The sequence below is a fragment of the Frankia sp. CcMO1 genome, from assembly GCF_977945845.1.
The window spans coordinates 1-23,142 of sequence record NZ_CDWTMG010000043.1; the positions used below are offsets into that span (position 1 = coordinate 1).

17 protein-coding genes are annotated in these 23,142 nt (G+C 71.4%); 2 read left to right on the forward strand and 15 right to left on the reverse strand.

Annotated features, from left to right (window positions below):
- Positions 1-2,388, forward strand: a 2,388-nt coding sequence (locus AC08OU_RS08275) for an SbcC/MukB-like Walker B domain-containing protein (RefSeq protein ID WP_476604593.1), incomplete at its 5' end; no start/stop codon positions are given.
- A gap of 200 nt (positions 2,389-2,588) precedes the next feature.
- On the opposite strand, the gene AC08OU_RS08280 is transcribed toward AC08OU_RS08275, so the two are convergent.
- The 5 genes from AC08OU_RS08280 to rplU all read right to left on the reverse strand — a co-directional run bounded on the left by AC08OU_RS08280 (position 2,589) and on the right by rplU (position 6,838).
- The gene (locus tag AC08OU_RS08280) at positions 2,589-2,951 is read right to left on the reverse strand and encodes a hypothetical protein (RefSeq protein ID WP_462186085.1); all 363 of its coding nucleotides are present in this window, start codon (positions 2,949-2,951) and stop codon (positions 2,589-2,591) included.
- A 386-nt stretch (positions 2,952-3,337) separates the two neighbouring features.
- Complete coding sequence (proB, locus tag AC08OU_RS08285) at positions 3,338-4,453, reverse strand: glutamate 5-kinase (protein WP_476599199.1); 1,116 nt, start codon at positions 4,451-4,453, stop codon at positions 3,338-3,340.
- A 4-nt stretch (positions 4,454-4,457) separates the two neighbouring features.
- Positions 4,458-6,062, reverse strand: coding sequence for a GTPase ObgE (gene obgE / locus AC08OU_RS08290; RefSeq protein WP_476599203.1), 1,605 nt, complete (start codon positions 6,060-6,062; stop codon positions 4,458-4,460).
- A gap of 186 nt (positions 6,063-6,248) precedes the next feature.
- Positions 6,249-6,515 carry a 50S ribosomal protein L27 gene (rpmA, locus tag AC08OU_RS08295; protein WP_462186088.1) on the reverse strand — a complete coding sequence of 89 codons (267 nt, stop codon included), beginning with the start codon at positions 6,513-6,515 and terminating at the stop codon, positions 6,249-6,251.
- 5 nt (positions 6,516-6,520) lie between these two features.
- A complete protein-coding gene (gene rplU / locus AC08OU_RS08300; protein WP_462186089.1) occupies positions 6,521-6,838 on the reverse strand; it encodes a 50S ribosomal protein L21 in 318 nt (105 codons plus the stop codon).
- A gap of 468 nt (positions 6,839-7,306) precedes the next feature.
- Here rplU and AC08OU_RS08305 point away from each other — a divergent pair, with 468 nt between their 5' ends.
- Positions 7,307-7,927: an MFS transporter gene (locus tag AC08OU_RS08305; RefSeq protein WP_462202589.1), complete on the forward strand. Its 621-nt coding sequence runs from the start codon at positions 7,307-7,309 to the stop codon at positions 7,925-7,927.
- Between the two features lie 31 nt (positions 7,928-7,958).
- On the opposite strand, the gene AC08OU_RS08310 is transcribed toward AC08OU_RS08305, so the two are convergent.
- From AC08OU_RS08310 to AC08OU_RS08355, 10 genes are all read right to left on the reverse strand, one after another.
- On the reverse strand, positions 7,959-11,417 hold the full coding sequence (locus tag AC08OU_RS08310) for an Rne/Rng family ribonuclease (protein WP_476599205.1): 3,459 nt from the start codon (positions 11,415-11,417) through the stop codon (positions 7,959-7,961).
- 443 nt (positions 11,418-11,860) lie between these two features.
- Positions 11,861-12,610, reverse strand: coding sequence for a TIGR03936 family radical SAM-associated protein (locus AC08OU_RS08315; RefSeq protein ID WP_476599201.1), 750 nt, complete (start codon positions 12,608-12,610; stop codon positions 11,861-11,863).
- Positions 12,594-14,633 carry a TIGR03960 family B12-binding radical SAM protein gene (locus tag AC08OU_RS08320; RefSeq protein ID WP_476604594.1) on the reverse strand — a complete coding sequence of 680 codons (2,040 nt, stop codon included), beginning with the start codon at positions 14,631-14,633 and terminating at the stop codon, positions 12,594-12,596. The genes AC08OU_RS08315 and AC08OU_RS08320 overlap by 17 nt, the downstream gene beginning before the upstream one ends.
- Before the next feature lie 91 nt (positions 14,634-14,724).
- The gene (rodA, locus tag AC08OU_RS08325) at positions 14,725-15,960 is read right to left on the reverse strand and encodes a rod shape-determining protein RodA (protein WP_462186092.1); all 1,236 of its coding nucleotides are present in this window, start codon (positions 15,958-15,960) and stop codon (positions 14,725-14,727) included.
- A 95-nt stretch (positions 15,961-16,055) separates the two neighbouring features.
- The gene (mrdA, locus tag AC08OU_RS08330) at positions 16,056-18,245 is read right to left on the reverse strand and encodes a penicillin-binding protein 2 (protein WP_476600396.1); all 2,190 of its coding nucleotides are present in this window, start codon (positions 18,243-18,245) and stop codon (positions 16,056-16,058) included.
- Entirely contained in the window at positions 18,242-18,784 is a 543-nt protein-coding gene (gene mreD, locus AC08OU_RS08335) for a rod shape-determining protein MreD (protein ID WP_476600402.1), read from the reverse strand. Before mreD ends, mrdA begins: the two co-directional genes overlap by 4 nt.
- 5 nt (positions 18,785-18,789) lie before the next feature.
- Positions 18,790-19,755: a rod shape-determining protein MreC gene (gene mreC / locus AC08OU_RS08340; protein ID WP_476592183.1), complete on the reverse strand. Its 966-nt coding sequence runs from the start codon at positions 19,753-19,755 to the stop codon at positions 18,790-18,792.
- A gap of 137 nt (positions 19,756-19,892) precedes the next feature.
- The gene (locus tag AC08OU_RS08345; RefSeq protein WP_011435655.1) at positions 19,893-20,924 is read right to left on the reverse strand and encodes a rod shape-determining protein; all 1,032 of its coding nucleotides are present in this window, start codon (positions 20,922-20,924) and stop codon (positions 19,893-19,895) included.
- 441 nt (positions 20,925-21,365) lie between these two features.
- Positions 21,366-21,779 carry a nucleoside-diphosphate kinase gene (gene ndk / locus AC08OU_RS08350; RefSeq protein ID WP_476600395.1) on the reverse strand — a complete coding sequence of 138 codons (414 nt, stop codon included), beginning with the start codon at positions 21,777-21,779 and terminating at the stop codon, positions 21,366-21,368.
- 173 nt (positions 21,780-21,952) lie between these two features.
- On the reverse strand, positions 21,953-23,142 hold a 1,190-nt coding region (locus tag AC08OU_RS08355), incomplete at its 5' end, for a glutamate ligase domain-containing protein (RefSeq protein WP_476604595.1).

Consider the following 23,142-nt stretch of genomic DNA (forward strand, 5'->3'; position numbering starts at 1 on the left):
GCGGCCATCTCGGCCGACGAGGCGGCCGGCGCGGCGGCAGCGCGGCGCACCTCGGCCGAGGAGGCCCTGGACCAGGCACGCGACCTCGCCCGACGCGTCGAGCAGCGCCGGATACTGGCCGCCCGGCAGGAGGAGCTCGCGGCACAGGCACCCCGGATCGAGCTGCTCACCACCGGACTGGACGCGGCCCGCCGGGCCGCTGTCGTCGCGCCCGCCCTGGACGAGGTCCGCCGCCGCACCGCGGCGGTCCACCGGGCCGAGGCCGACGAATGCGACGCCCGGAACCGGCTCGGACGCCATCCATCCGGGCTCCTCCCCGGGGGAGAACCCGCCCCCTCGGGACCACTGCCCGAGGAGGCCACCGGGAGGCCTGCCGAGGCGCCTGCCGAGGAACTCGCCCGCCTGGCCCGCCTCGCCCACACCGAGACCGGGCGACTGGAAACGTTGACCGACACCCTCGCCGCCGCCGAGCGGGACGCCGAGGAGGCCACCGGGGCCGACCGGGACACGGCCGCCCACACCCGGTCCGCCGCCGAACTCGCCGAGGCGATCAGCGTCACGCTGCCCCGCGCCCGTGTCGAGGCCGAGGCCCGGGTGGAGGTCGCCCGGCGAGCCGGCGCCGCCCTGCCCGGCCTGGTCGAACGGGCCCGGTGGGCCAAGGAGCTGGCCTCCGCCGTCCGGGAGGGGCGGCAGGTGCGGACCGTGGCCGACGAGGCCGAACGAGACGCATCCGCGGCCCGGACCCACGCATCCGACCTCCGGCGGCAGCGATTCGACGCCATCACCGCCGAACTCGCCGCCGCGCTTGTCCATGACACGCCTTGTCCGGTCTGCGGGGCCCTGGAGCATCCCGACCCGGCCGAGACCCGGGCCGATCATGTGAGCAAGGACGCCGAGACCGCGGCCGGGCAGGATGCGGACCGGCTCGCCGACGCCGCGACGAGGGCAGGCCGGGCGGTGGCCCACTGGGAGTCCCGGGTCCGGGCGCTGCACGCCGACCTGGTCGGCCCAACGGACGGGGACGACCGCGCGGACCCGAACGACAGGGCGGACCCGGACGACCGCGTCGAGGCCGCCTTCGCCGAGATCCGCGCGCTTCCGGTCGCGACGCTGCTGGGCGGCTCCGAGGCGCCGGTCGCGGATCGGCTCGATGAACTCGCCGCCGTGCTGACCCACGCGGTCCGCGCCCGGACCCGGGCGGCTAAGAAGCTCGCCGCGGCGGAGGCCGCGTTGCGCGAGGTCCACGAGAACGAGAAGGAGACCGCGGCCCGCCATTCCGCCGCACGGACCGCGGCGCAGGCAGCCCGGGAACGCGCGGCGGACGCCCGGGGCCGTGCCGCCCGGCGGCTCGCCGGCGTTCCGGCGGAGCTATGCGACCCCGAGGCACTGGCCGCGCGCCGCCGTGCCGTCACCGCCCTCGCCGCCGATCACGAGGCCGCGCAGGCCGCGGCCCTGGCAGCCGAGCAGGCCCGGGCCGAACACATCCGCGCCGGGACGGCCGCCCTCGACCAGGCGCGGCAGGCGGGGTTCTCCGACCTGGACGACGCCGCCGAGGCCGTGCGGGACTCCGACTGGATGCGCCGCGCCGCGGACGAGGTCCGAGCCCATCGGGACGAGCTCGTCGCCGTCGGGGCCAGGCTGGCGGGCGAGGATCTCGCCGTCGACCCGGACACCGAGGTCCCGCTGGCCGACCACGAGACGGCCGTGGCCGACGCCCGCGAGGTCCACGAGAGCACGCTCGCCACGGCCGCACGCGCCCGGGAACGGGCCGAACGGCTGGCCGCGCTGGTCACGGAGTTCACCGAGAAGCTCACTACCCTGGATCCGCTGCGGGAGGCGGCGGACGAGCTGCGGGGACTCGCCGATCTGGCCGCCGGGCGGGGTGCCAACACCGAGCGCATGCCGCTGTCCAGCTTCGTGCTGGCGGCCCGGCTGGAAGAGGTGGCCGCTGCCGCCAGCCATCGGCTCGCGGCGATGAGCGGCGGCCGGTTCACTCTGGTGCACGACGCGGGGGAAAGCCGCGACAAGCGCCGGCGCGCCGGCCTCGGGCTGCTGGTCGACGACGCCTGGACCGGCCGGCGGCGCGACACCGCCACCCTGTCCGGCGGGGAGACCTTCCAGGCGGCGCTGTCACTGACCCTCGGGCTCGCCGACGTCGTGACGGCCGAGGCGGGAGGCCGGCGGATGGACGCGCTGTTCATCGACGAGGGTTTCGGCACGCTCGACCCGGACAGCCTCGACGAGGTGATGACCGTCCTCGACGAGCTGCGTTCCGGCGGCCGGCTCGTCGGCGTCGTCAGCCATGTCACCGAGCTGCGCCAGCGCATCCCGAACCAGATCCGGGTCGTCAAAGGGGTCGGCGGCAGCCGGGTCGAGACCACGTCCTGACCCGGACGCACCACTGACCCGGATACACCGCTGGCCCGGATACACCACTACTCGGCCGGCCTAGCCGGGAAAACCGCATCCCAGGCCAGGACCCGGGATCGGGAAACGGCCACCACCGGATTCCGGTGGTGGCCGTTTCGGCATTGCCGGACGGACCAGGGATCGGATCATTTCATCGAGTCTTCAACGGAGATGTCCGGCTACGAGAACAGGTTTATGGTGACCGACTTTCCACTGAACGGTCTCTGGAGGGGGAAGGTACGGCTGTAGTTGTCCGAGTTGTCGGAACACTGGACGCTGAAGGTGGCGCTTGTGCCGGCCACCGGAACCTGCTGGAGGCTCAGGCTGTAGAAGCCGCCGGCGCCGACGCCGGACGAGTCGAACTCGCCGGCCGTCGTGCGGACCGCCACGCCCACCGCGGCGCTGGCCGGGCACCTGGCGACGCCGCCGATCAAGACGTTCGAACTGTTCAGATCCGCGCTCGCGGGAAGGGCCGATGCCAGCGTCAGCGCGCCGGCGGCTCCGGCCGAGGCGAGGAGACCCACGGTCTTACGCATTCTCATGACGAAATAACCTCTCTCAACAGATGCGACCTCTTGCCCGCCGAGGGAAGGTTACCCGACTCCGGAAACGTTATTCGCCGCCGTCGCCATTTTTTGCGCCGAGGCCTTTTCAGTTTTATCGGCGACTTTCCGGGTAGCCGGGGCGGAATGCCGGGAGAGAGCTGTTGATGGGCTCTCTCGAATTCCGGGAAACGAGGCACGATAGTCGCCGGTTTCCACTGGAATATCGCCGTCCAAGCCATCCTCCCCAGCCGATATGTCTAATTATATGGATGGCTATCTGGACGGCTTTGTCCCGGCCGGGAAACGGCTCGTCCCGGGCCGGGAAACGGGCCGGCACGCCTGGCTGGCACCTCAGCCCGGGCCGGGTGAGATAGCCGGCCGGGTCAGCGGGCCGGCAGCAGCAGCACGAGGTCGTCGCGGTGGACGATCTCACGTTCGTACGACAGTCCGAGTTCCATGGCGAGGTCGGCCGTCGAACGCCCGAGCATCACGGGCAGCTCCGCCGCGTCGAAGGCAACGAGCCCCCGCGCCACGGACCGCCCGTCGGGGTCGACCAGGTCCACCGGGTCCCCGGCGGCGAAGTCCCCCTCCACGCCGGTTATCCCGGCGGGCAGCAACGACGCCCGCCGCCGTACCACCGCGGCCACCGCCCCGGAGTCCAAGTGCAGCCAGCCCTCGGGGGCGGTCGCGTGCGCCAGCCAGAGCAGGCGGGAGGCCCGACGCGGCCCGGTGGAGTGGAAGACGGTGCCGACCTCGTCCCCCCGCAGCACCGGTGCGGCGTTCGCGGCCGAAGTGATGATCGCCGTAACGCCGCCGGAGGCCGCCATCCGGGCTGCCTCGATCTTGGTGGCCATCCCGCCGACCCCGACACCGGCGGTGCCCGTGCCCCGGGCGGTCAGCCCGTCCAGGTCGGTGTCCGAACGCACCTCGCGCACCATGGTCGCCGGGCCCAGCCGGGGGTTGGCGTCGTACAGGCCGTCCACGTCAGACAGGAGCACCAGCAGGTCCGCCGACACGAGATGGGCGACGATCGCGGCGAGCCGGTCGTTGTCGCCGACCCGGATCTCCTGGGTAGCCACCGCGTCGTTCTCGTTGATGATCGGGATGACGTCGAGCTCGAGCAGCCGGTCGAGCGCGGTCCGGGCGTTGCGGTAGTGGGTGCGGCGGATCACGTCGGTCGCCGTCAGCAGCACCTGGCCGACCTGGTGACCGGCCCGTCCGAACGCCGCCGCGTAGCTGTGTACGAGCGAGCTTTGGCCGACGCTCGCCGCCGCCTGCTGGGTGGCGAGGTCACGCGGCCGCCGGGCCAGGCCGAGCGGGGCGAGACCCGCGGCGATGGCCCCGGAGGACACCAGCACCAGTTGTTGTCCGGCCCGGGGCAGCACCGCGGCCACCAGCGCCTCGAGCCGGTCGGCGTCCAGACCGCCGACGGCCGTCGTCAGCGAGGACGAACCGACCTTGACGACGACCCGGCGCGCGTCGGTCACGAACGGACGCACGCCTTCATCCTTCTTCTTCTCCTCGTACCGCCGGTTCTCCTCGTACCGCCGGGTCGACGGCGACGGCGACGGCGGCGACGGCGGCGCGGCGAGCCATCCGTTCGGCCCGGGTCAACCGCACCGAGGCCCGCAACCGGTCGTCGGTCCCGCGCGGCCCGAGGGACACTGGGGAACCCGTGTCCCCACCTCGGCCGGGTGACGGTGCCGCACCGGAGGCCGCGGTGCCGGCCGGCCCGCGACCACCCAGACCGGTCTCGGCGAGCCCGTCGCCACCCGGCTGATCATCGCCGCCCAGCCCGCCGTTACCCAGCCCGCCGCCGCTCAGCGTCGGCTCCCAGTCGAACGTGACCTCGCCGATGGTCACCTCCACTCCCGCGGTGGCGCCGAGGCGGGCGAGCTCCTTCTCCACGCCGAGGCGGGCGAGCCGGTCGGCGAGAAAGCCGATCGCCTCGTCGTTGGTGAAGTCGGTCTGCCGCACCCAGCGCTCGGGCTTCGACCCGATGATCAGGAAACCGTCGCCGAGGGGGCGCACCGTGAAGTCGGGCTCGTTCACCGCGCGGGGACGCAGCACGATGCGGGTCGCCGCCCGGGCCGGCGCAGCCGCCCGGTGCTGGGCGACGATGTCGGCCAGGGCCAGGGACAGCGCGTGCACGCCACGTCGGGTCGCGGTACTCACCGCGAAGACCGCGAGGTCACGGGCTCGCAGCTCGGGGGCGACGAGCTCCGCGAGCTCCGCGGCGTCCGGAATGTCGATCTTGTTGAGGACGACCAGCCGGGGACGGTCAGACAGATCGGCGGAGTAGGCGGCGAGCTCGGCCTCGATGACGTCGAGGTCGGTCATCGGATCACGGCCCGGTTCCAGGGTGGCGCAGTCCAGCACATGCACGATCACCGAGCAGCGTTCGATGTGCCGGAGGAATTCCAAGCCCAGCCCGCGTCCCTCGCTGGCGCCCGGTATCAGGCCGGGGACGTCCGCGACCGTGTAGGGCGGATGATCACCCGCCTGCGCCACACCGAGATTGGGCACCAGCGTGGTGAAGGGATAGTCGGCGATCTTCGGCTTGGCCGCGCTGAGCACCGACACCAGGGAGGACTTGCCGGAGCTGGGAAAACCGACGAACGCGACGTCGGCCACGGTCTTGAGTTCCAGCACGGCGTCGAGCTGCTCGCCGGGCTCGCCGAGTTCGGCGAACCCGGGGGCCTTGCGGCGGGCCGACGCGAGCGCCGCGTTGCCCCGCCCCCCACGGCCGCCGCGGGCCAGTACGAACGCGCTGCCCGGTCCGACCAGGTCGATGATCTGCTCGCCGTCCTCCGTCAGCACGACGGTCCCGTCCGGCACCGGGAGGACGAGGTCCGCACCGTCCGCTCCGTGCCGGTTCGACCCCTGGCCGGGGCGTCCCCGGGAGGCGCGCTGATGCGGATGGAAGTGGAAGTCGAGCAGGGTGGTCACGCTCGGGTCCACCACGAGGCGGACGTCACCACCCCGGCCGCCGTCACCGCCGTCCGGCCCGCCCAGCGGCTTGAACTTCTCCCGGTGGATGGAGGCACAGCCATGACCGCCGTCCCCGGCCGCCGCATGCAGCACCACCCGGTCGACGAACGTCGGCATCACCGCCTCCTCTCCACATCCCTCCCCGCGAGTCCCTCCCTGCGAGAGACGCACCAAAGCCGCGCAACCACGCTCGGCAGGGCGGTGGTACGCGCGGCTGCTGGCGCACCGGTGATCGCCGAGATCGCCACCTGACGGCGGCCCAGGCCACGCTGTCGAACCGACAGCGTGGCCTTGACGACCAGATCAGGCGGGTACCGCCGCCTCGGCCACCACATTCACGACCCGACGGCCCCGCCGGTGACCGAACTGCACGTGCCCGGGCGAGAGCGCGAACAGCGTGTCGTCCTTACCGCGCCCGACCAGCTCACCCGGGTGGAAATGGGTCCCGCGCTGACGAACGATGATCTCGCCGGCCTTCACGTACTGACCGCCGAAGCGCTTCACGCCCAGCCGCTGCGCGTTCGAATCCCGCCCGTTGCGCGAGGAACTCGCGCCCTTCTTGTGCGCCATCCCGCTCAGGCCTTCCCGGTCTCGATGCCGGTCACCTTGAGACGCGTCAGCTTCTGGCGGTGACCCTGGCGCTTGTGGTAGCCGGTCTTGTTCTTGAACTTGTGGATCCGGATCTTCGGACCCTTGACGACGCCGACGACCTCGGCGGTGACCGCGACGGACGCGAGAGCGTCAGCGTCGTGGGTGACCGACTCGCCATCGACGAGCAGGAGCGCCGGAAGGTTCACGGCCGCGCCCGGCTCTCCGGGAAGGAGCTCGACGTCGACGACATCGCCGACGGCGACCCTGTGCTGCTTGCCGCCACTGGCAACGACCGCGTACACCAGATCTCCCTGCTGTTGTTATGCCGCTGTGACCGCACGGAACCCGGAACGGCGTTCCCCGCGGAGCTTTGGGTGCGCATGGGCCGCGATCGACCGGAACGCGGCCGATCGGCGGTCATCCAGCGAGCATTGCCCGATAGCGAGCATCGCTCAGTCCGGATGAGCATGCGGACTCCATCTTACAGGTCATCGGGAGTGGGGCGAAGGACCGCCCGCCGCATACCGCCCATTCCGTCCCGCGCATCCCCCGCATGGCAGTCACGCATCCCGCACGCGACGGGGCCCCGCCGGGCGGATCTCATCGCGGCTCCTCGCCCCGCTCATCCGGGTCATATCCAGGGATGACCCGGACGGGCCATGGTGTAGGCCGCCGAGGAGGGAGAAGCATGGAACGTCCACATGGCGGAGTTCCACGATGGATCGTGAGGCTTCGACGCCGGGAATGAGATCGCGTCGGGGGTGACGAGGATGTACTGGCAGCTGGTGGTCTGGGCCGCAGGAGCCGGTACCGCCGTCGCTCTGGCCGTCGTCTGCCGCCCGGCGGCCACCGCCGCCCGTCGTTATGGCTCGGTTCCCGGCACGGTCCCCGCCGCGACGGGCGCGCTGACCGTGCTGGTCGTCGTCGGTCTCACTCTCACGGCCTTCGCCGGCCTACCGCCCTGGGCAGGCGCCTGTTGGACGCTGGGCACCGCGGCCGCGGCCGGATGGATCGCGCTGCGCCGACGGGGTCCATCCGCTTGGGGGTTGCCCGATTCCGGGACGGAAGGCCGGCCGCCCGGTGGTCTCGAGGCGGGAGACGCAGGAGACGCGGCCGACCCCGCCGATGCGGCCTACACGGCCGACGAGCCGGTCCTACGCGGTCGGATGAGCCCGAGCCTCGCCGATCAGGACGATCTGGTGCAGTCGCTGACCATCGCCTCCTATGCCCTGCAGATGGGCGATCCAGGACGGGCCCGTCAGGCAGTCGAGGTAGCCCTGTCCCGTTCCCGGACCACCCTCGATCTGCTGCTGCGGGAGAATGCCGGCCGCGGGCTCGTGCGCCCGGGCCCGGCCGCCGGTCCGAGTCGGGCCGGGCCGACCGCCGCCTGAACGGCCGGTCCGGCTCTCCGCCAGGCCTCGATCAGCTCGGGGGCTCCGCCGAGGGCACGGACTCCAGCGACTCGGCCGGCTTGGACACCGGCCGGGAGGCCCGCCGCCGTCGGCTCCGGGCCGGTTTGCCCGCAGTGGGCAAGGCGTTGTCCGCGGTCGCGAGGCTGTCGGGATCATCGGAGTTGGCGTACACCGGCGGCAGGGCATCCTCGAAGCCGCCCGCGCCGGAGCCACCGCCGACGGGCACCTGCCCGTTCGACCCAGCTGGGGAGCCGGCTGCCACGGGTCCCGGGGCGGCGGCAGCCGCGGCCACGTCCGCCGGCCCTGCCGCACTGTCGGCCGCATGCGCGGGCACCGTATCCGCGGCGGTGACGCCCTCGCCAGCCATCGCACCCTCGCCAGCCGTCACGGCGACGTTCTCCGCGGCGCCAGGCGTCGATGATGCGACGGATCCGCCGGGTTCGCTGGATCCACCAGGTTCGCCGGACCCGGCGGACGCCTCGGATTCGGATACGGACGTGGGCCCGGCCGACGCGGCGGCGGCGATGATCGTGGGGTCATCGACGGCACGCGTGGACACGGCACGCGTGGACGAGGAGCGGGCCCGACGACCGGACCCGGGCCCCTCCGCCGGCGCGGGCGCGGGCACCGCCACCGGAGTCGGCTGACCGGCACCGGACACGATGGTCCCGCTCGGCACGCCGACTGCGGCGTGTGCACCGCTGCCGCCGTCGAGGTGGATGACCACCCCTCGGCCGTTGCAGTGCACGCACGGCTCGCTGTAAGCCTCCAGCAGGCCCTGCCCCACCCGCTTGCGGGTCATCTGGACCAGCCCGAGGCTGGTCACCTCGGCGACCTGGTGCCGGGTACGGTCCCGGCCAAGGCACTCGGTGAGCCGGCGCAGGACCAGTTCCCGGTTACTCTCCAGAACCATGTCAATGAAGTCGATGACGATGATGCCACCGATATCCCGCAGCCGCAGCTGACGGACGATCTCCTCGGCGGCCTCCAGGTTGTTCTTGGTGACCGTCTCCTCGAGATTGCCGCCCTTGCCGGTGAACTTGCCCGTGTTGACGTCGATGACCGTCATCGCCTCAGTCCGGTCGATGACGAGCGATCCACCCGAGGGCAGCCAGACCTTGCGGTCGAGGGCCTTGGCGAGCTGCTCGTCTACCCGGTACTCGGCGAAAACGTCACCGGTTCCGGTGTAGCGGCGGATCCGCGGCCGCAGATCGGGAGCCACTGTGTCGATGTACTCCTCGATCGTGGTGGCCTCACCTGAGCCCTGGACGACCAGCTCGGTGAAGTCCTCGTTGAAGATGTCCCGGATCACCCGGACGACCAGGTCCGGCTCGCCGTAGAGCAGCGAGGGCGCCGACGCCTTCTTCGCCTTGCGCTCGATGTCCTCCCACTGGGCGGCGAGCCGCTCGATGTCGCGTTCCAGCTCGGCCTCGCTGGCACCCTCGGCGGCGGTGCGCACGATGACCCCGCCGTCCTCGGGCGTGATTTTCTTCAGGATGCTCTTGAGCCGGGCTCGTTCGGTGTCCGGCAACTTGCGGCTGATCCCGGCGTTCTGCCCGTCCGGGACGAACACCAGGTACCGCCCCGGCAGGCTGATCTGGCTGGTGAGCCGCGCGCCCTTGTGCCCGATCGGATCCTTGGACACCTGGACCAGGACCGACTGGCCGGACTTGAGTACCTGCTCGATCTTGCGGGGCCGACCGTCCAGCCCGGAGGCGTCGTAGTTGACCTCGCCGGCATAGAGGACGGCATTGCGTCCTTTGCCGATGTCGACGAAGGCCGCCTCCATGCTGGCCAGCACGTTCTGCACTCGGCCGAGGTAGATGTTGCCCGCGTAGGACGCCGAGCTCGCCCGGGTCACGAAGTGCTCGACGAGTACCCCGTCCTCCAGCACGGCGATCTGGGTGCGGTCCCCCGCGTGGCGGACGACCATCCGGCGTTCGACTGACTCCCGCCGAGCCAGGAACTCCGCCTCGGTGACGATCGGCGGCCGACGCCGACCGCTGTCGCGACCCTCCCGGCGCCGCTGACGCTTGGCTTCCAGACGGGTGGACCCGCTCAGCCCCCGGACTAGGTCCTCGTCCTTGCGGGTCTCCCGGACGTGGACGACCGTGTTCGGCGGGTCGTCGGCGAGCGCCGGCTCGTCGCCGCCGGCGCGCCGCCGCCGCCGTCGTCGTCGGCGGGCCCCTCCCAGCCGGTCGTCCTCGTCCTCACCGTCACGCTCGGCGTTTTCCTCCGCCGCGCCGGGGGGCGTCTCGGCGCCCTCATCCGACGCGCCGGCCGGCACCGACCCGGTTCCCTGCCCGGCCGCGGACGAGCCGTCCGCACCGTCCGCGTCCTGCGCCACACCCTCGCGACCCGTGTCGTCCGCGGCCGCGACGCCGTCCTCCGGGCCGGACTCCACGCCGTCCTCCGGGCCGGACTCCACGCCGTCCTCGTCGCCCCGGGCCCGACCACGACCACGGCGACCACGGCGCCGACGGCGGGTGGAGGCCGAGCCGCCCCCGTCCGGGTCGTCGTCGAATTCGCTGTCCTCCTCGCCGCCCGCGAGGTCGCCCATCGTGTCAAGATCGGTCGTGTCGAGATCGGTCATGTCGGGATCGGTGACCACGTCCGCCTCGTCCCGGGGATGAGCCGGTGCCTCGGCATGCTGCCGCTCGGCGGACGGGAACGCCGTGCCCGCCACGGAGTCCACCGCGGTGGCGGCGGATCCGAGTTCGGCGGCACGCCGCCAGCGAGCCTCCACGACCGCCGGTTCGGGAGCCTGGAAGGTCACCATGGCGACCGGTCGCCGGAGCACGGGACGGATCGCCGGCTCGACGACCAGCTCGTTATGGATCCCGGCCCAGGTCGGAGCGGTCGCCCGCCTGGCCTTTGTCACCGCGCTCCGGCTGCTGCCGACCTCGGGCTCGGCAGAGCTCGACTCAGCGGTCGACTCCCGGGCCACCGGCTCGGCGACGCCGGGCTCATCGGTCCCGGGCTGCGCGGACTCCGGTTCCGCGGGCCCGGGCGTGTCGGGAGCCGACGCCATGGCGGCGGTCGAACCCGCGGGTACACCGACGGACCCGGTCGCACCGACATCCGGCATCGCCGGACCGAGAGCGGTCGCAGCGGCCGGGTCCGGCACCGCGGCAGCGGGCGTCATCAGTCCGGAGATGGCACGACGGGCCCTGGTCCGTTTCGGCTTCGCAGCGACATCCGGCGATACGACGTCCCGCGACACCTCCTCGGCGGGAGGGGCATCCTCGGCGGGAGGGGTGACCGCCACCTCGGTCACCTCACGCACCGCGCGGCGGCTGCGTGCCACCCGGGCGCGCCGCGCCGGCACCGGTCCGGTGGCCTCCGCCGTGTCGTGCGGGGCCGGGATGACAGTGACGGATTCGACGGTGGCGGGTTTATCGACCGGAACTGGTTCGCCGACCGGGGTGGTCGAGGGAGCGTCGACTTCGGCGGTATCCGCCGGTTCCATCCTGGCCCTGGTGGAGCCGCGGGCCGTCCGGGCGCGGGTAGTCGAACCAGCGTCCCGGCGCCGGCGCCGGCGCCGGCCCTCGGCCTGCGCCGAGGGCGCGTCGCCGGAGGTCTCGTCTGGAAGGGGCCCGCCCGGGACCTGGGCGACGGCCGGGTCCGGAACCGGATTCCCGGCTGGCGCCACATCGGTCACGCTCGGCCCGGCGGTGACATGCTCATCGACGGGTGGGCCTGCCGCTCGTCCCGCGGCCCTGCGCCTACGCGCTACCGGTCGGGTGGGCTCAGATTCAGTCTGGATAGTCAGATCGTCGTCGGGCACGGGTTAAGAAGCCTCTCGGGCTCCCGGGCGCGCTGCTCATGCAGTCGCGACCGCGCAGAAGCCGCTGTCTCGGTCCGGCGCGGGTACCGCCGGGAATCCTGCGACGCCCTGCAACACGCTGAGGTTCAACCCACCAGCCGGCCAGCGCCGTTGCGGTCCTGCGCCAGCGGGTCCGCCACAGTGCCGTCCTCACGCAGTCGGCCCTGTTCGAGCCGGGTGGACTCGGGCGGCACCGACGAGCGCAGGCCGGCTACCACGCCTAGGGCGGTCAGCACGTCGTCTGGTCGTACAGCGGGCGTCGTGTGCCGCACGACCATCTCTAGTATCGCACACGTGTCGTTCTCTGCGCGGCAAACGGCGGAGACCACTGCCGCGCGCACATCGAACCGTCGCCGGCCGTCCTTCGTCGCCCGCTCAACTTCGACCATGTCGCGGCGCAACAGCTCCCGCACGGCGGCGGAGACCTCCGGAGCTGAGGCACCCGGCAACCGTACCGACCACCGCGAGGCGTCGATCCGCTCGGCGAGGCCGCCGCCTTCCGCCCGGCGGCACGCGAGCACGTCCAGCCCCGGCGGAAGAACGGCGTCCAGGCCGACCCGCAGCGCATCCGGATCGACCGAGGCCGCCAGGGCCAGCTCGACGTATTCGGCCTCACTGGCCGCCCCGGTCGGCGCGGCGCCCAGCCACGAGATCCGCGGATGCGGACTGAATCCCGCCGAATAGGCCATCGGGACCCCGGCTCGGCGCAACGCGCGCTCGAACGTGCGCGCCACGTCCCGATGTGAGAGGAATCTCAGCCGGCCCCGCTTCGCGAAACGAAGTCGCACCCGTTCGACCACCGGCGGAGGCGGCGGTCCCTCAGGTCGCCGCGCCACTGCCCACCGGAGCCGGGGCGAGCCGCGACGCGGTCGCGGGATCGGGTTGAACGGCTGGCTGCGGTCGCTCGGCCTGCCCGGACCCGGGGCCCTGGAGGTTCGACACCGCAAGCACGGGGAGCAGTCGACGTCCGGTCGGGCCGATCTGGGTGTCGGTGCCCATCGTCGGGCAGACCCCGCAGTCGTAGCAGGGTGTCCAGCGACAGTCATCGAGCTCATTCCCGCTCAGCGATTCCTGCCAGTCGGCCCACAGCCAGTCCCGGTCGAGGCCCGCGTCGAGGTGATCCCAGGCCAGCACCTCGCGTTCGTCACGCTCGCGGGTGGTGAACCAGTCCAGCGACACCCCCAGCGGTCCGAGCTCCGCCGCGCACGCGGACTCCCAGCGTTCGAACGAGAAGTACTCGTTCCAGCCGTCGAAGCGGCCACCGTCCCGCCAGACCCGTTCGATCACCGCACCCACCCGGCGGTCACCGCGAGCCAGCAGGCCCTCGATGATGCCTGGCCGACCGTCGTGGTAACGGAAACCGATCGCCCGACCCACCTCACGATCGGCGCGCACGGCATCACGGAGCAGCTTCAGCCGAGCGTCGGTCACCTCGTACGGCGCCTGCCCCACCCACTGAAACGGGGTGTGCGGCTTGGGCACGAACCCGCCGATCGACACGGTGCAGCGGATGTCGCGCTGCCCGCTGACCCGCCGACCGGCCCGGATGACCTCCCGGGCGAGGTCGGCGATCTCCAGCACGTCTTCGTCGGTCTCGGTCGGCAGGCCGCACATGAAATAGAGCTTCACCTGCCGCCAGCCGTGAGCGTAAGCGGTGCTGACGGTGCGGACCAGGTCCTCGGCACTGACCATCTTGTTGATGACCCGGCGCAGCCGCTCGGAACCGCCCTCAGGGGCGAAGGTCAGCCCGCTACGCCGGCCGTTACGGGAGAACTCGTTCGCGAGCGTGACGTTGAAGGCGTCCACCCGGGTGGACGGCAGGCTCAACGAGACGTTGGTGCCCTCGTACCGGTCGGCGAGACCGGTGGCGATCTCGCCGATCTCGGTGTGGTCCGCGCTCGACAACGACAGCAGGCCGACCTCGGAGAATCCCGTCGCGCGCAGCCCCGCGTCGACCATCGCACCGATGGTGGCGATGTTACGCTCACGCACCGGACGGGTGATCATCCCGGCCTGGCAGAACCGGCAGCCCCGGGTGCAGCCGCGGAAGATCTCCACGCTCATCCGCTCGTGCACCGTCTCGGCGAGCGGGACCAGCGGAGCCTTCGGATACGGCCAGGAGTCGAGATCGGACAGCGTGTGCTTGCTCGGCCGGACCGGCACGTCGTCCCGGTTGCGGGTGACCGACCGAATACGGCCGTCGGGCCGGTAGGAGACGTCGTAGAACGCCGGCACGTACACCAGGCGCCGACGGGCCAGCCAGTGCAACAGCTCGCCCCGGCCACCGGGACTCCCGGCCGCCTTCCAGGCGCGAACCACGTCGGTGATGCCCAGCACGGCCTGCTCGCCGTCGCCGAGCACGACGGCGTCGACGAACGTGGCGATCGGCTCGGGATTGAAGGCGGCATGCCCCCCCGCGATGACCAGCGGATCAGCGTCGGTGCGCTCGGCCGCGTGCAACGAGATCCCGGCAAGATCGAGTGCCGTCAGCAGGTTGGTATACCCGAGCTCGGTGGCGAAACTGATGCCCAACAGGTCGAAATCGCCCACCGCGCGGTGGGCGTCCACCGTGAACTGCGGCAGCCCGTGCTCGCGCAGCAACACTTCCAGGTCCGGCCACACCGAGTAGGTGCGCTCGGCGAGCACATCCGGCTGCTCGTTGAGGATCTCGTACAGAATCTGCAGCCCCTGGTTGGGCAGGCCGATCTCGTAGGCGTCCGGATACATCAGGCACCAGCGGACGGCAGCGGAGTCCCAGGGTTTGACCGTGGAGTTGCCCTCGCCTCCAACGTACTGCACGGGCCTTCGCACCCGCGGGAGCAGCGGCTCCAGGCGAGCGAACAGCGACTGTCCGGACATGCATGCGAGCCTACGGCACGCGCCAGGTCCACCTCGACGCTCGGCCGGCCCGGGAAACGCGGCCGGGCGGGAAGTGTGCAGCCGGGCGGGCTCAGGAGGCATACGGGTCCGATCGGGATCGCAGCCGCACGTTCTGCAGGAGCCCGACAGCGATCATGTTTGCGAACATCGACGAACCGCCGTAGGAGAGAAAAGGCAACGGCAGGCCGGTGACCGGCATGATGCCCAGGCACATGCCGATGTTGACGAACGCCTGGAAGGTGAACCAGGAGACGACCCCGGTGGCGACGAGCGTGCCGAAGGAGTCCTGCGAGTCGAAGCCGATTGACAGGGCCCGCCACAGAACCACGCCGAGCAGCACGATGATTCCGCCAGCCCCGAGGTATCCCAGTTCCTCCCCCGCGACACTGAACACGAAGTCTGTCTGCTGCTCGGGGACGAACTGGCCCTGGGTCTGCTGGCCGTGCAGCAGGCCCCGTCCGGAGATTCCGCCGTTGGCGATCGCGATCATCGCCTGGTCGACGTTGTAGCCCGTGCCGGACGATGCCTTGTTCTCGGAGACGAACGAGGTCAGCCGGGCCTCCTGATACGGCTTCAGGAGGTGGAACTGGAGGATCGCGCCGCCGAACAGCACACCGCAGAGGATCAGCCCCAGCACCCATCGGCGCGGCGCGCCGCTGACCGCCAGCATGCCGAGGGTGGTGAAGACCAGAACCATGACGGTACCGAAGTCCGGCTGCAACATGATCAAGCCGGTCGGGACCACGGTGAGCCCGAGCACGAGCAGCACGTCACCGTGGCCGGGGGCGCCGCGCCGGACTCCCGTGTGCCGGTCCTCGTGTTTCTCACCGAAGATCATCGCCACGCCGACCACGAGCGCCACCTTGGCGAACTCGGACGGCTGCAGCTGGAAGCCGGCAGGCAGCACAATCCACGAGTGCGCGCCGTTGATCGTCGAACCGAACGGGAGTACCGCGACGAGCCCGACGAGCGAGCCGAGATAGACGAAGGGCGCGTAGGCCCGCACCGCCCGGTAGTCGATGACGGTCGCAACCGCGCCGAGCACCAGCCCGATGGCCAGGTTCAGCAGGTGCCGATCGAGGAAGGTGTTGGGATCACTGCCCGCCTCGCTGAGCCGCTGGCGGGTCGCCGACCAGACCAGCAGAGCACCGAGAACGGACAACGCGATGACGCAGAGCTGCAGCGGCCAGTCGAGCCGGCGCAGCGGCGAGTGGGGTCCGGAAGCCCTCTCCCGCAGGTGCCCGATCCGCCCCCGGATGGGCACCGGAGACGATCGAAGTGCGGTGGGTCCCGCTTCGTCTACCACTGCGCCTCCCGCCACCACCGTCACGCCGACGCGACATTCACATCCTGGGCTCCCACCTCATCCCGAGGCCCCGCCCTCACGGCACAAGGTGGCCGTCAGGGTGGCGCCCGGCCCGTCGCCGTCGCGCCCGCGCCGCTGGTACCGGACAGGGGGCCGGCCAGGACCGGCGCCGATCCGGCCGGCGATGTCGGCGTCGCGGGGGCGGGCTGCGGTGACGACGCCGCGATCGTCCCGTCCCGGTTGATCTTCGGCGGCTCGGCCGGCGGTTTCCCACCCGGCATCGCCGCCGGCCGGCCGACACCGTAGATCGCCTGGTAGATCTGCTTGGCCACCGGAGCCGCGAACTCCGCGCCGGTCCCGGAGTCCGGGATGGTGACCACGACGGCGAACTGGGGGTCGTTCGCCGGCGCGAAGGAGGCGAACCAGGAGGTGTCCCCCTTGCCCTCGACCTCGGCGGTTCCGGTCTTTGCCGCGATCGGGACGACGTCGCTCGGCCAGTCCGCGAAGACGCCGGTGGCGGTGCCCCCGCCCTCCGTCGTCACCCCCCGCAGGCTGTCCCGGATGTAAGCAAGGTTCTCCGGTGAGACCGGCAGCGTCCCGGCCCGGCGCGGCGCGAAGGTCCTGACGACCTTGCCGTCCGGAGACACGGTGGCCTTGGCGAGGGTGGGCTTGTACAGGGTGCCGCCGTTGGCGATGGCCGCATAGGCGACGGCGAGCTGCAGCGGGCTCAGCGACAGGTACTGGCCCTGGCCGATCGCGAACTGGGCAGCGGCACCGGCGTTGTACAGATAGCCGTCGACGCACGCCTCGGCGGCGTACTTGCGGTACCGCTCGGCCTTGGCCGGGTCGGGCTCCTCCGGGTAGCCGTTCTTGGCCCGCCGGCAGTAGGAGTCCTTGAGCTCCGCCCAGATCGCCTTGGCGCCGGCGCGGTCGACGACGAAGCCCCGCGTTTCGCCGGGCAGGTCCAGCCCGGTGGTCCGGCCCAAGCCCATCGCCTGGGCCATCCTGACAAAGTACTCTTTCGGGGCGGAATAGGGCCCACGGCCGTTGCGCAGCCCGCCGTCCGCGAGCCAGGCGTCGTAGGCGAACTTGTCGAAGATGACGTCACAGGAGATGACCAGCGCCTGGTGCAGGGTGATCGGACCGGCCGACTGGCCGTCGAAGTTGTGGAAGACCTGGTCACCGATCTGCAGGCTGGGCGCGCAGTCGTAGAGGTCGTTCCCCTTGGCGCCCAGGTTCTGCAAGGCGACGGCGGCGGAGATGGCCTTGAAGGTGGAGCCGGCCGCCCCCGACCCCTGGTAGGCCCGCGAGAGCAGCGGGATGCCGTTCGCGGGATCGGACAGCGCCCGGTAGTCGTTCTCCGAGACCCCGCCGACGAAGACCGACGGGTCGTAGGACGGCAGGCTCGCCATCGCGACCACCCCGCCGGTGCGCACGTCCAGCACGACCGCGGAAGCGGTGCGCGGGCCGCCCCCGAGCTTGTTGATCGTGTCCGTCAGCGCCTGCTCGACCGCCTGCTGCACGTCGAGGTCAAGGTTGAGCACCAGGTGGTCACCGCTGAGCGGCGCGGTGGTCGACGCGGTACCGGCCACCCGGCCGAACCGGTCCACCTCCAGGCGTTCCACCCCGTCGGTGCCGCGCAGCTCGTCGTCATAGGTGCTCTCCAGGCCGGCAACGCCGATCAGGCTGTTGAGGTGGTAGCCCTTCTCATCCCCCTGCTTGTCGAGCTGGTCCTGACTGACCGGCGCGAGATAGCCCAGCTCGTGCGCGGCCAGCGCGCCATGCGGGTACTCGCGGACGGCCTGCAGGTCGGCGGAGACGCCGGGGAAGCGGTCGGGATGTTCGATGACGGCGAGGGCCTGCTGCGGGCTGACGTCCTCGGCGACCGGTACCGGCTGGTAGGGCGATCCGTTCCAGCAGGGCGGCTTCACCTGGGCGCTACAGAACCGGATCCGCCGGGCGAGCTCGTCCACGGGGGTGCCGATCACCGCGGCGAGGCGGGCGAGGACGGCCCGGCCCTGGTCGGCCTGCCGATCCGTGGTCGACCGGTTCACCGAGATGACCAGCGACGTACGGTTGCGGACGAGGGCCTGCCCCTTATCGTCAAGGATCATCCCCCGGGTCGCGGGCGTCACCACCTCGCGGACCCGGTTGGTCTCGGCGACCCGGCGGTACCGGTCACCGTCCAGGATCTGGAGTACCCACAGCCGCGCGCCGAGTGTGATGAGCAGGGAAACGACCAGCACGCGCAGCAGCAGGACGCGGACCCGCACCCGGTCGTTCATCGCGACTCCCGCCGCCGACCGCCGGCCAGCCGCCGGGAGCCCGCGAGCAGCAACGGGAACAGGAACGGGGTGAGCAGGAGGGCGTAGACGCCGGCCGCCAACGCCCGCAGCACAGCCTGACCTCCCGTCAACGCCGCCTCACCGAGGATCGAGGTGGTGGCGGCGTACCCGAGAGTGCCCAGCACACTCGCCCCACCGATCGCCGCCAGGGGAACCACCACCGACCGCTCCGCCGCATCCATCGCCAGTCCGACAGCGTAACCGATCAGACACAAAACGAGAGCAGTCTGACCGAGAACATGAGTGGAGGACAGATCGGCCAGCAATCCCGCCACGAAGCCGGCGACCGCGCCGAGCAGCGGCCCCTCGATCAGCGCGATCGCCGCCAACAGGACGAGCATGAGGTCGAGCCGGCCGCCGGGCAGGCTCAACCGGGCAATCACGGAGACCTGGAAGATCAGGGCGACGGTCAGGAGCACGACCGCGGCCACGACGGCGCGCCCGCGCAGGGTCTCCTCAGGGCCGGCGGTGCCCCACATCACGCTCAACCCGCTCCGCCCCGGACACCGGATGCCGCCCCGGCCGGTGATCCCCCCACCGGCGACCCGGCAGTGGGGGACGGCGGGGCCGGCGGGACAAGCGCAGCCGGCTCGGTCGGCACTGGCCTGGGCTTCAGTACCCGGTCGCCGGGGTCAGCCGGTGGCTTGCCAACCACCACTCCGACCAGGTCCAGAGTGCCGACCGACGCGTACGGTCTGACCTCGGCGGTCCGCGACAGACCATCGACGTCGGTGACCTTGGTGACTGCACCGATCGGGACGCCGGCGACGTAGTCGAGGCTGCCAAAGGTGACCAGCCGATCGCCCTTCTGCACCCGGTACGAGGCGTCGTACAGCGTGAAGGTCAACGTGCTTGGTCCCTGCCCACCGACCACGGCACCGAGCAGCTGGGTGCGTTCGAGCCGGGCTCCGATGTGACTGCCCGGGTCGCAGGCCAGCCGGACGATTGCGGTGTGCTCGGTCACGCCGGACACCGTGCCGACCAGCCCGTCGGCATTGAGCACGGTCTTGTCGACCACGATGCCGTCGGCCCTGCCGGCGTTGATGGTGACGGTCCAGTCCGTCCCCGTCACGTCACCGACCGCAATCACCTTTGCCGGCACGACGGTGTACTGGCCCTTATCTGCCAGCAAACGAAGATCTGCGAGTTCGGTTGACATCCGGCCGATCTCAGTGTCGTCGGCGATCTGGCGGCGCAGGCGGGCGTTCTCCTCCGCGAGTCGGTCCGCCCGGTCGTGATAGCGGTTCGGGTGCGTCAGGGAGGAGACGGTCCGGCCGATCGGGCGGGTGACCGTCGTAACGCCGTTCTCGACCCCCCCGAAGATCGAGTGCAGGACCCCGCGTGCTCCGGTGGCCGATCTCCCGGTCCGGTAGTCCAGGGTGATCAGGGTGAAGGCGACGATGAGCAGGGCGACGATCACCAGGCGGGATCGCCTCGTGCCACGGCCCACAACACCCTCCGAACACACTCTTGCGCGATCCGGTGCCACGCGGCGACGGCCACGCGGCACCAGGCGCCGCTCCGGCTATTCCAATGGGAAAGGATCGGTCCAATGGGAAGGGATCGGCAAGGGCCCTGCGCAACCGCCTAGCGCCGCGGCTCGGAGATCAGTACCTGCTGTAGGGCCTCGAACTCCTCCACGCACTTGCCCGACCCCATTGCAACCGAATGCAGCGGATTCTCCGCGATGTGGATCGGCATGCCGGTCTCCTGCCGCAGCCGCTCGTCGAGACCGCGCAGCAGCGCCCCGCCGCCGGTGAGGACGATGCCGCGGTCCATGATGTCGCCGGAGAGCTCCGGCGGGCAGCGGTCGAGGGTCACCTTCACCGCGTCGATGACCGCGTTGACTGGATCCTCGATCGCCTTGCGGATCTCCTCCGCCGTCACCACGATCGTCTTCGGCAGTCCAGTGATCAGGTCGCGCCCACGGATCTCGGCGCTGGGCTCGTCGGGAACCTTGTGCGCCGACCCAATCGCCATCTTAATCTCCTCGGCGGTGCGTTCGCCGAGCATCAGCGAGTACTCCTTCTTGACGTAGGAGATGATCGCGACGTCGAGTTCGTCCCCGGCGGTGCGGATCGACTGGCTGGTGACGATGCCGCCCAGTGAGATCACGGCGACCTCGGTGGTGCCCCCACCGATATCCACGACCATGTTGCCGGTCGGCTCGTGCACCGGCAGACCAGCGCCGATCGCCGCGGCCATCGGCTCCTCAATGATGTAGACCTTTCGGGCGCCGGCCTGGTAGCCGGCGTCCTTCACGGCCCGCTGTTCCACTCCCGTGATGCCGGAGGGCACGCACACGACCAGCCTGGGCTTGGCGAAATGGCGCCGCCGGTGCACCTTCTGGATGAAGTAGCGCAGCATCCGCTCGGTCGTCTCGAAGTCGGCGATGACGCCGTCCTTCAGCGGCCGCACGGCCACCACGTTGCCGGGCGTCCGGCCGATCATCCGCTTGGCGTCGGTTCCGACGGCGAGAATGCCCGAGGTGGTGGTGTTGATCGCGACCACGCTCGGTTCGTTGAGGACGATCCCGCGGCCGCGCACGTACACCAGCGTGTTGGCGGTACCGAGGTCGACGGCCATGTCACGACCGAGGAACGACAGCGAACTGGACATCGTCGGGTACCGACCTTCCCGGGGGATGCGGTCCTGGCCGCCTCCGGCGTGACCGACAGGCACGGCCTACCGAGGAGCCGGAGAAGCGCGTGGAACACGTACAGAGTTCGTAGATCGAACAGGACGACCCAGGCGCCCACCGGGGATTCGACCACGGCCACCGACCACGACCCTGTCGGTTACCGCGACCCACCGGACACGCTCCGGGCAAGTACTTGAAGGGTAGACCGACACCGGGCCCCTCGCCGCCCCGGTCGGTGATGGGCCGGTTTCGTGTCACCCTTGGGCCGGAACCGCCCTGCGCACACTCACGAATCACGAGGGCGACACGCCTACGGTCCCGGCCAGGCCCTGAGAGGCCACCCGAAATCCGACCGGCGGCGTCTCGGGGCATCTCGGGACCTCTCGGGAACGCCCCGGTCGGTGTGAACGGCTACGCGGTCAGCTCAGGCCCGGGAAGAAGAGGTCGATCTCCCGCTTGGCGGACTCCGGCGAGTCCGAGCCGTGCACGAGGTTCTGGCCGATCTCCAGCGCGTAGTCCCCACGCAGCGAGCCGGGCGCGGCCTTGACCGGATCGGTCGCGCCGATCAGCCCACGCGACGCCTCCACCGCACGCGCCCCCTCGGCCACGAGGGCCACCAGCGGCCCGGAGGTGATGAAGTCGACCAGTTCACCGAAGAACGGCTTGCTGGCGTGCTCGCCATAGTGCGTCTCGGCGACGGACCGCTCCAGCGTGCGCAGTTCGAGCGCCACCAGAGTGAGCCCCTTGCGCTCGAGCCGGCCGACGACCTCACCGACGAGGCCACGGCTGACGCCATCGGGCTTGACCAGGATGAGGGTGCGCTCGACGGACACGGTACTCCTTCTCGATCATCGACTTCGTCGTCCTTGACGAGGGACCCAAGGATCCCCCGTCAACTTACAGGGTGCCCACGCCCGCACCGTGACGGGACCGCGGCGTCCCGGAAACACCCCGCAACCGCATCAGGAACGCGTCGGGAACATGTCGGGAAACCCAGGAGGACGTGTCACGGGCGCAGCAACGCCCGGGCCCGACCCACGACAGATGCCGAACCAGTGATCACCACGCCGGCGCCCCCCAGATTGGCGTCCTCCTCGGCGATGCGCACCCCGGCGTCGATCGCGTCGTCCAACCGGGGTACGACCTCCACCCGGTCGGCGCCGAAGACACCCACGGCGACCGCGGCGAGACCGTCGACCGGCAGCGATCCGGGCCCGGCACCGGCGGTGACCACCACCGTGTTCAGGACCGGCTCCAGGACGGCCAGGAGCTCCGCCGCATCCCGCCCGCCACCACCGTCCCGAGCGGCGGCACCGTCCCGCGCCGCGGCGCCCTCGACCTCGCGCTCGATGGCGATGACCCCGACGAGGACGTCGAAGGTGAACGCCTCGTCGAGCGCCGCGGCCAGCGCGCCCGCCGCCACGGGCGAGTCGGCCACGTCAAGAATGATCGTCGGGGACCGGCGGACGACCTCCAGCCGGCCCCGGGAGTCCACCTCGGCGAAACCGGCGCGGACCGCATCGACGTCGAGCTGGTTGCGCCCGCCGCCGAGGAACGCCTCGACCGCGGCCAGCGCGACCGCTGCGTTGTGGGCCTGATGCGCGCCGTGCAGCGGCAGGAAGATCTCCTCGTAGGTGCCGCCCAGCCCCTTCAGTGTGATCATCTGCCCCCCGACAGCCACCTGCCGGCCGAGTACGCCGAACTCCAGCCCCTCCCGGGCGACCGTCGCCCCGGTCTCGGCGGCGCGCCGCAGCAGCGCCTGCGCGGCGGGCAGGACCTGCTGGGCCAGCACGACCAGGGTGTCGGCGCGGATGACCCCCGCCGTCCGCGCGATGATCCGGTCCAGGCCCGCCGCCGGCTCCCGCTCGCCCACCGCCACGGGGGTGACGACCGACACCGGCGCGTCGAGCAGTGCGCTCAGCTCGCCGGCGTCGTCCCAGCCGGACTCAATCACGGCGAGATCGGCGGGAGCGTCGGCGAAGGCGGCGAAGACCACGGCGGCAAGCAGCTCGAAGGCGCTCAGCCGGCCGTCGTCCTCGATCAGCGGCAGGTACGGCGCGATATCGGCGTAGGCGCGGCCGAGGACGTCGGGATCGATCGTGGCGCCGGCCAGCCCCACCCGCTGCTCGGCCCCAAGCCAGCCCGGCGAACTCAACGATCCCGCGCGGATGCCGAACGAGTGCAGCAGCGCGGTAA

Coding starts and splice junctions, on each gene's coding strand:
- AC08OU_RS08320 (WP_476604594.1), bottom strand. CDS start 14,633: ATGTCCGGACAGTCGCTGTTCGCTCGCCTGGAGCCGCTGCTCCCGCGG.
- AC08OU_RS08310 (WP_476599205.1), bottom strand. CDS start 11,417: ATGGAACCGGCGGATACCGCCGAAGTCGACGCTCCCTCGACCACCCCG.
- AC08OU_RS08305 (WP_462202589.1), top strand. CDS start 7,307: ATGTACTGGCAGCTGGTGGTCTGGGCCGCAGGAGCCGGTACCGCCGTC.
- mrdA (WP_476600396.1), bottom strand. CDS start 18,245: ATGAACGACCGGGTGCGGGTCCGCGTCCTGCTGCTGCGCGTGCTGGTC.
- obgE (WP_476599203.1), bottom strand. CDS start 6,062: ATGCCGACGTTCGTCGACCGGGTGGTGCTGCATGCGGCGGCCGGGGAC.
- AC08OU_RS08280 (WP_462186085.1), bottom strand. CDS start 2,951: ATGAGAATGCGTAAGACCGTGGGTCTCCTCGCCTCGGCCGGAGCCGCC.
- mreD (WP_476600402.1), bottom strand. CDS start 18,784: ATGTGGGGCACCGCCGGCCCTGAGGAGACCCTGCGCGGGCGCGCCGTC.
- rpmA (WP_462186088.1), bottom strand. CDS start 6,515: ATGGCGCACAAGAAGGGCGCGAGTTCCTCGCGCAACGGGCGGGATTCG.
- AC08OU_RS08345 (WP_011435655.1), bottom strand. CDS start 20,924: ATGTCCAGTTCGCTGTCGTTCCTCGGTCGTGACATGGCCGTCGACCTC.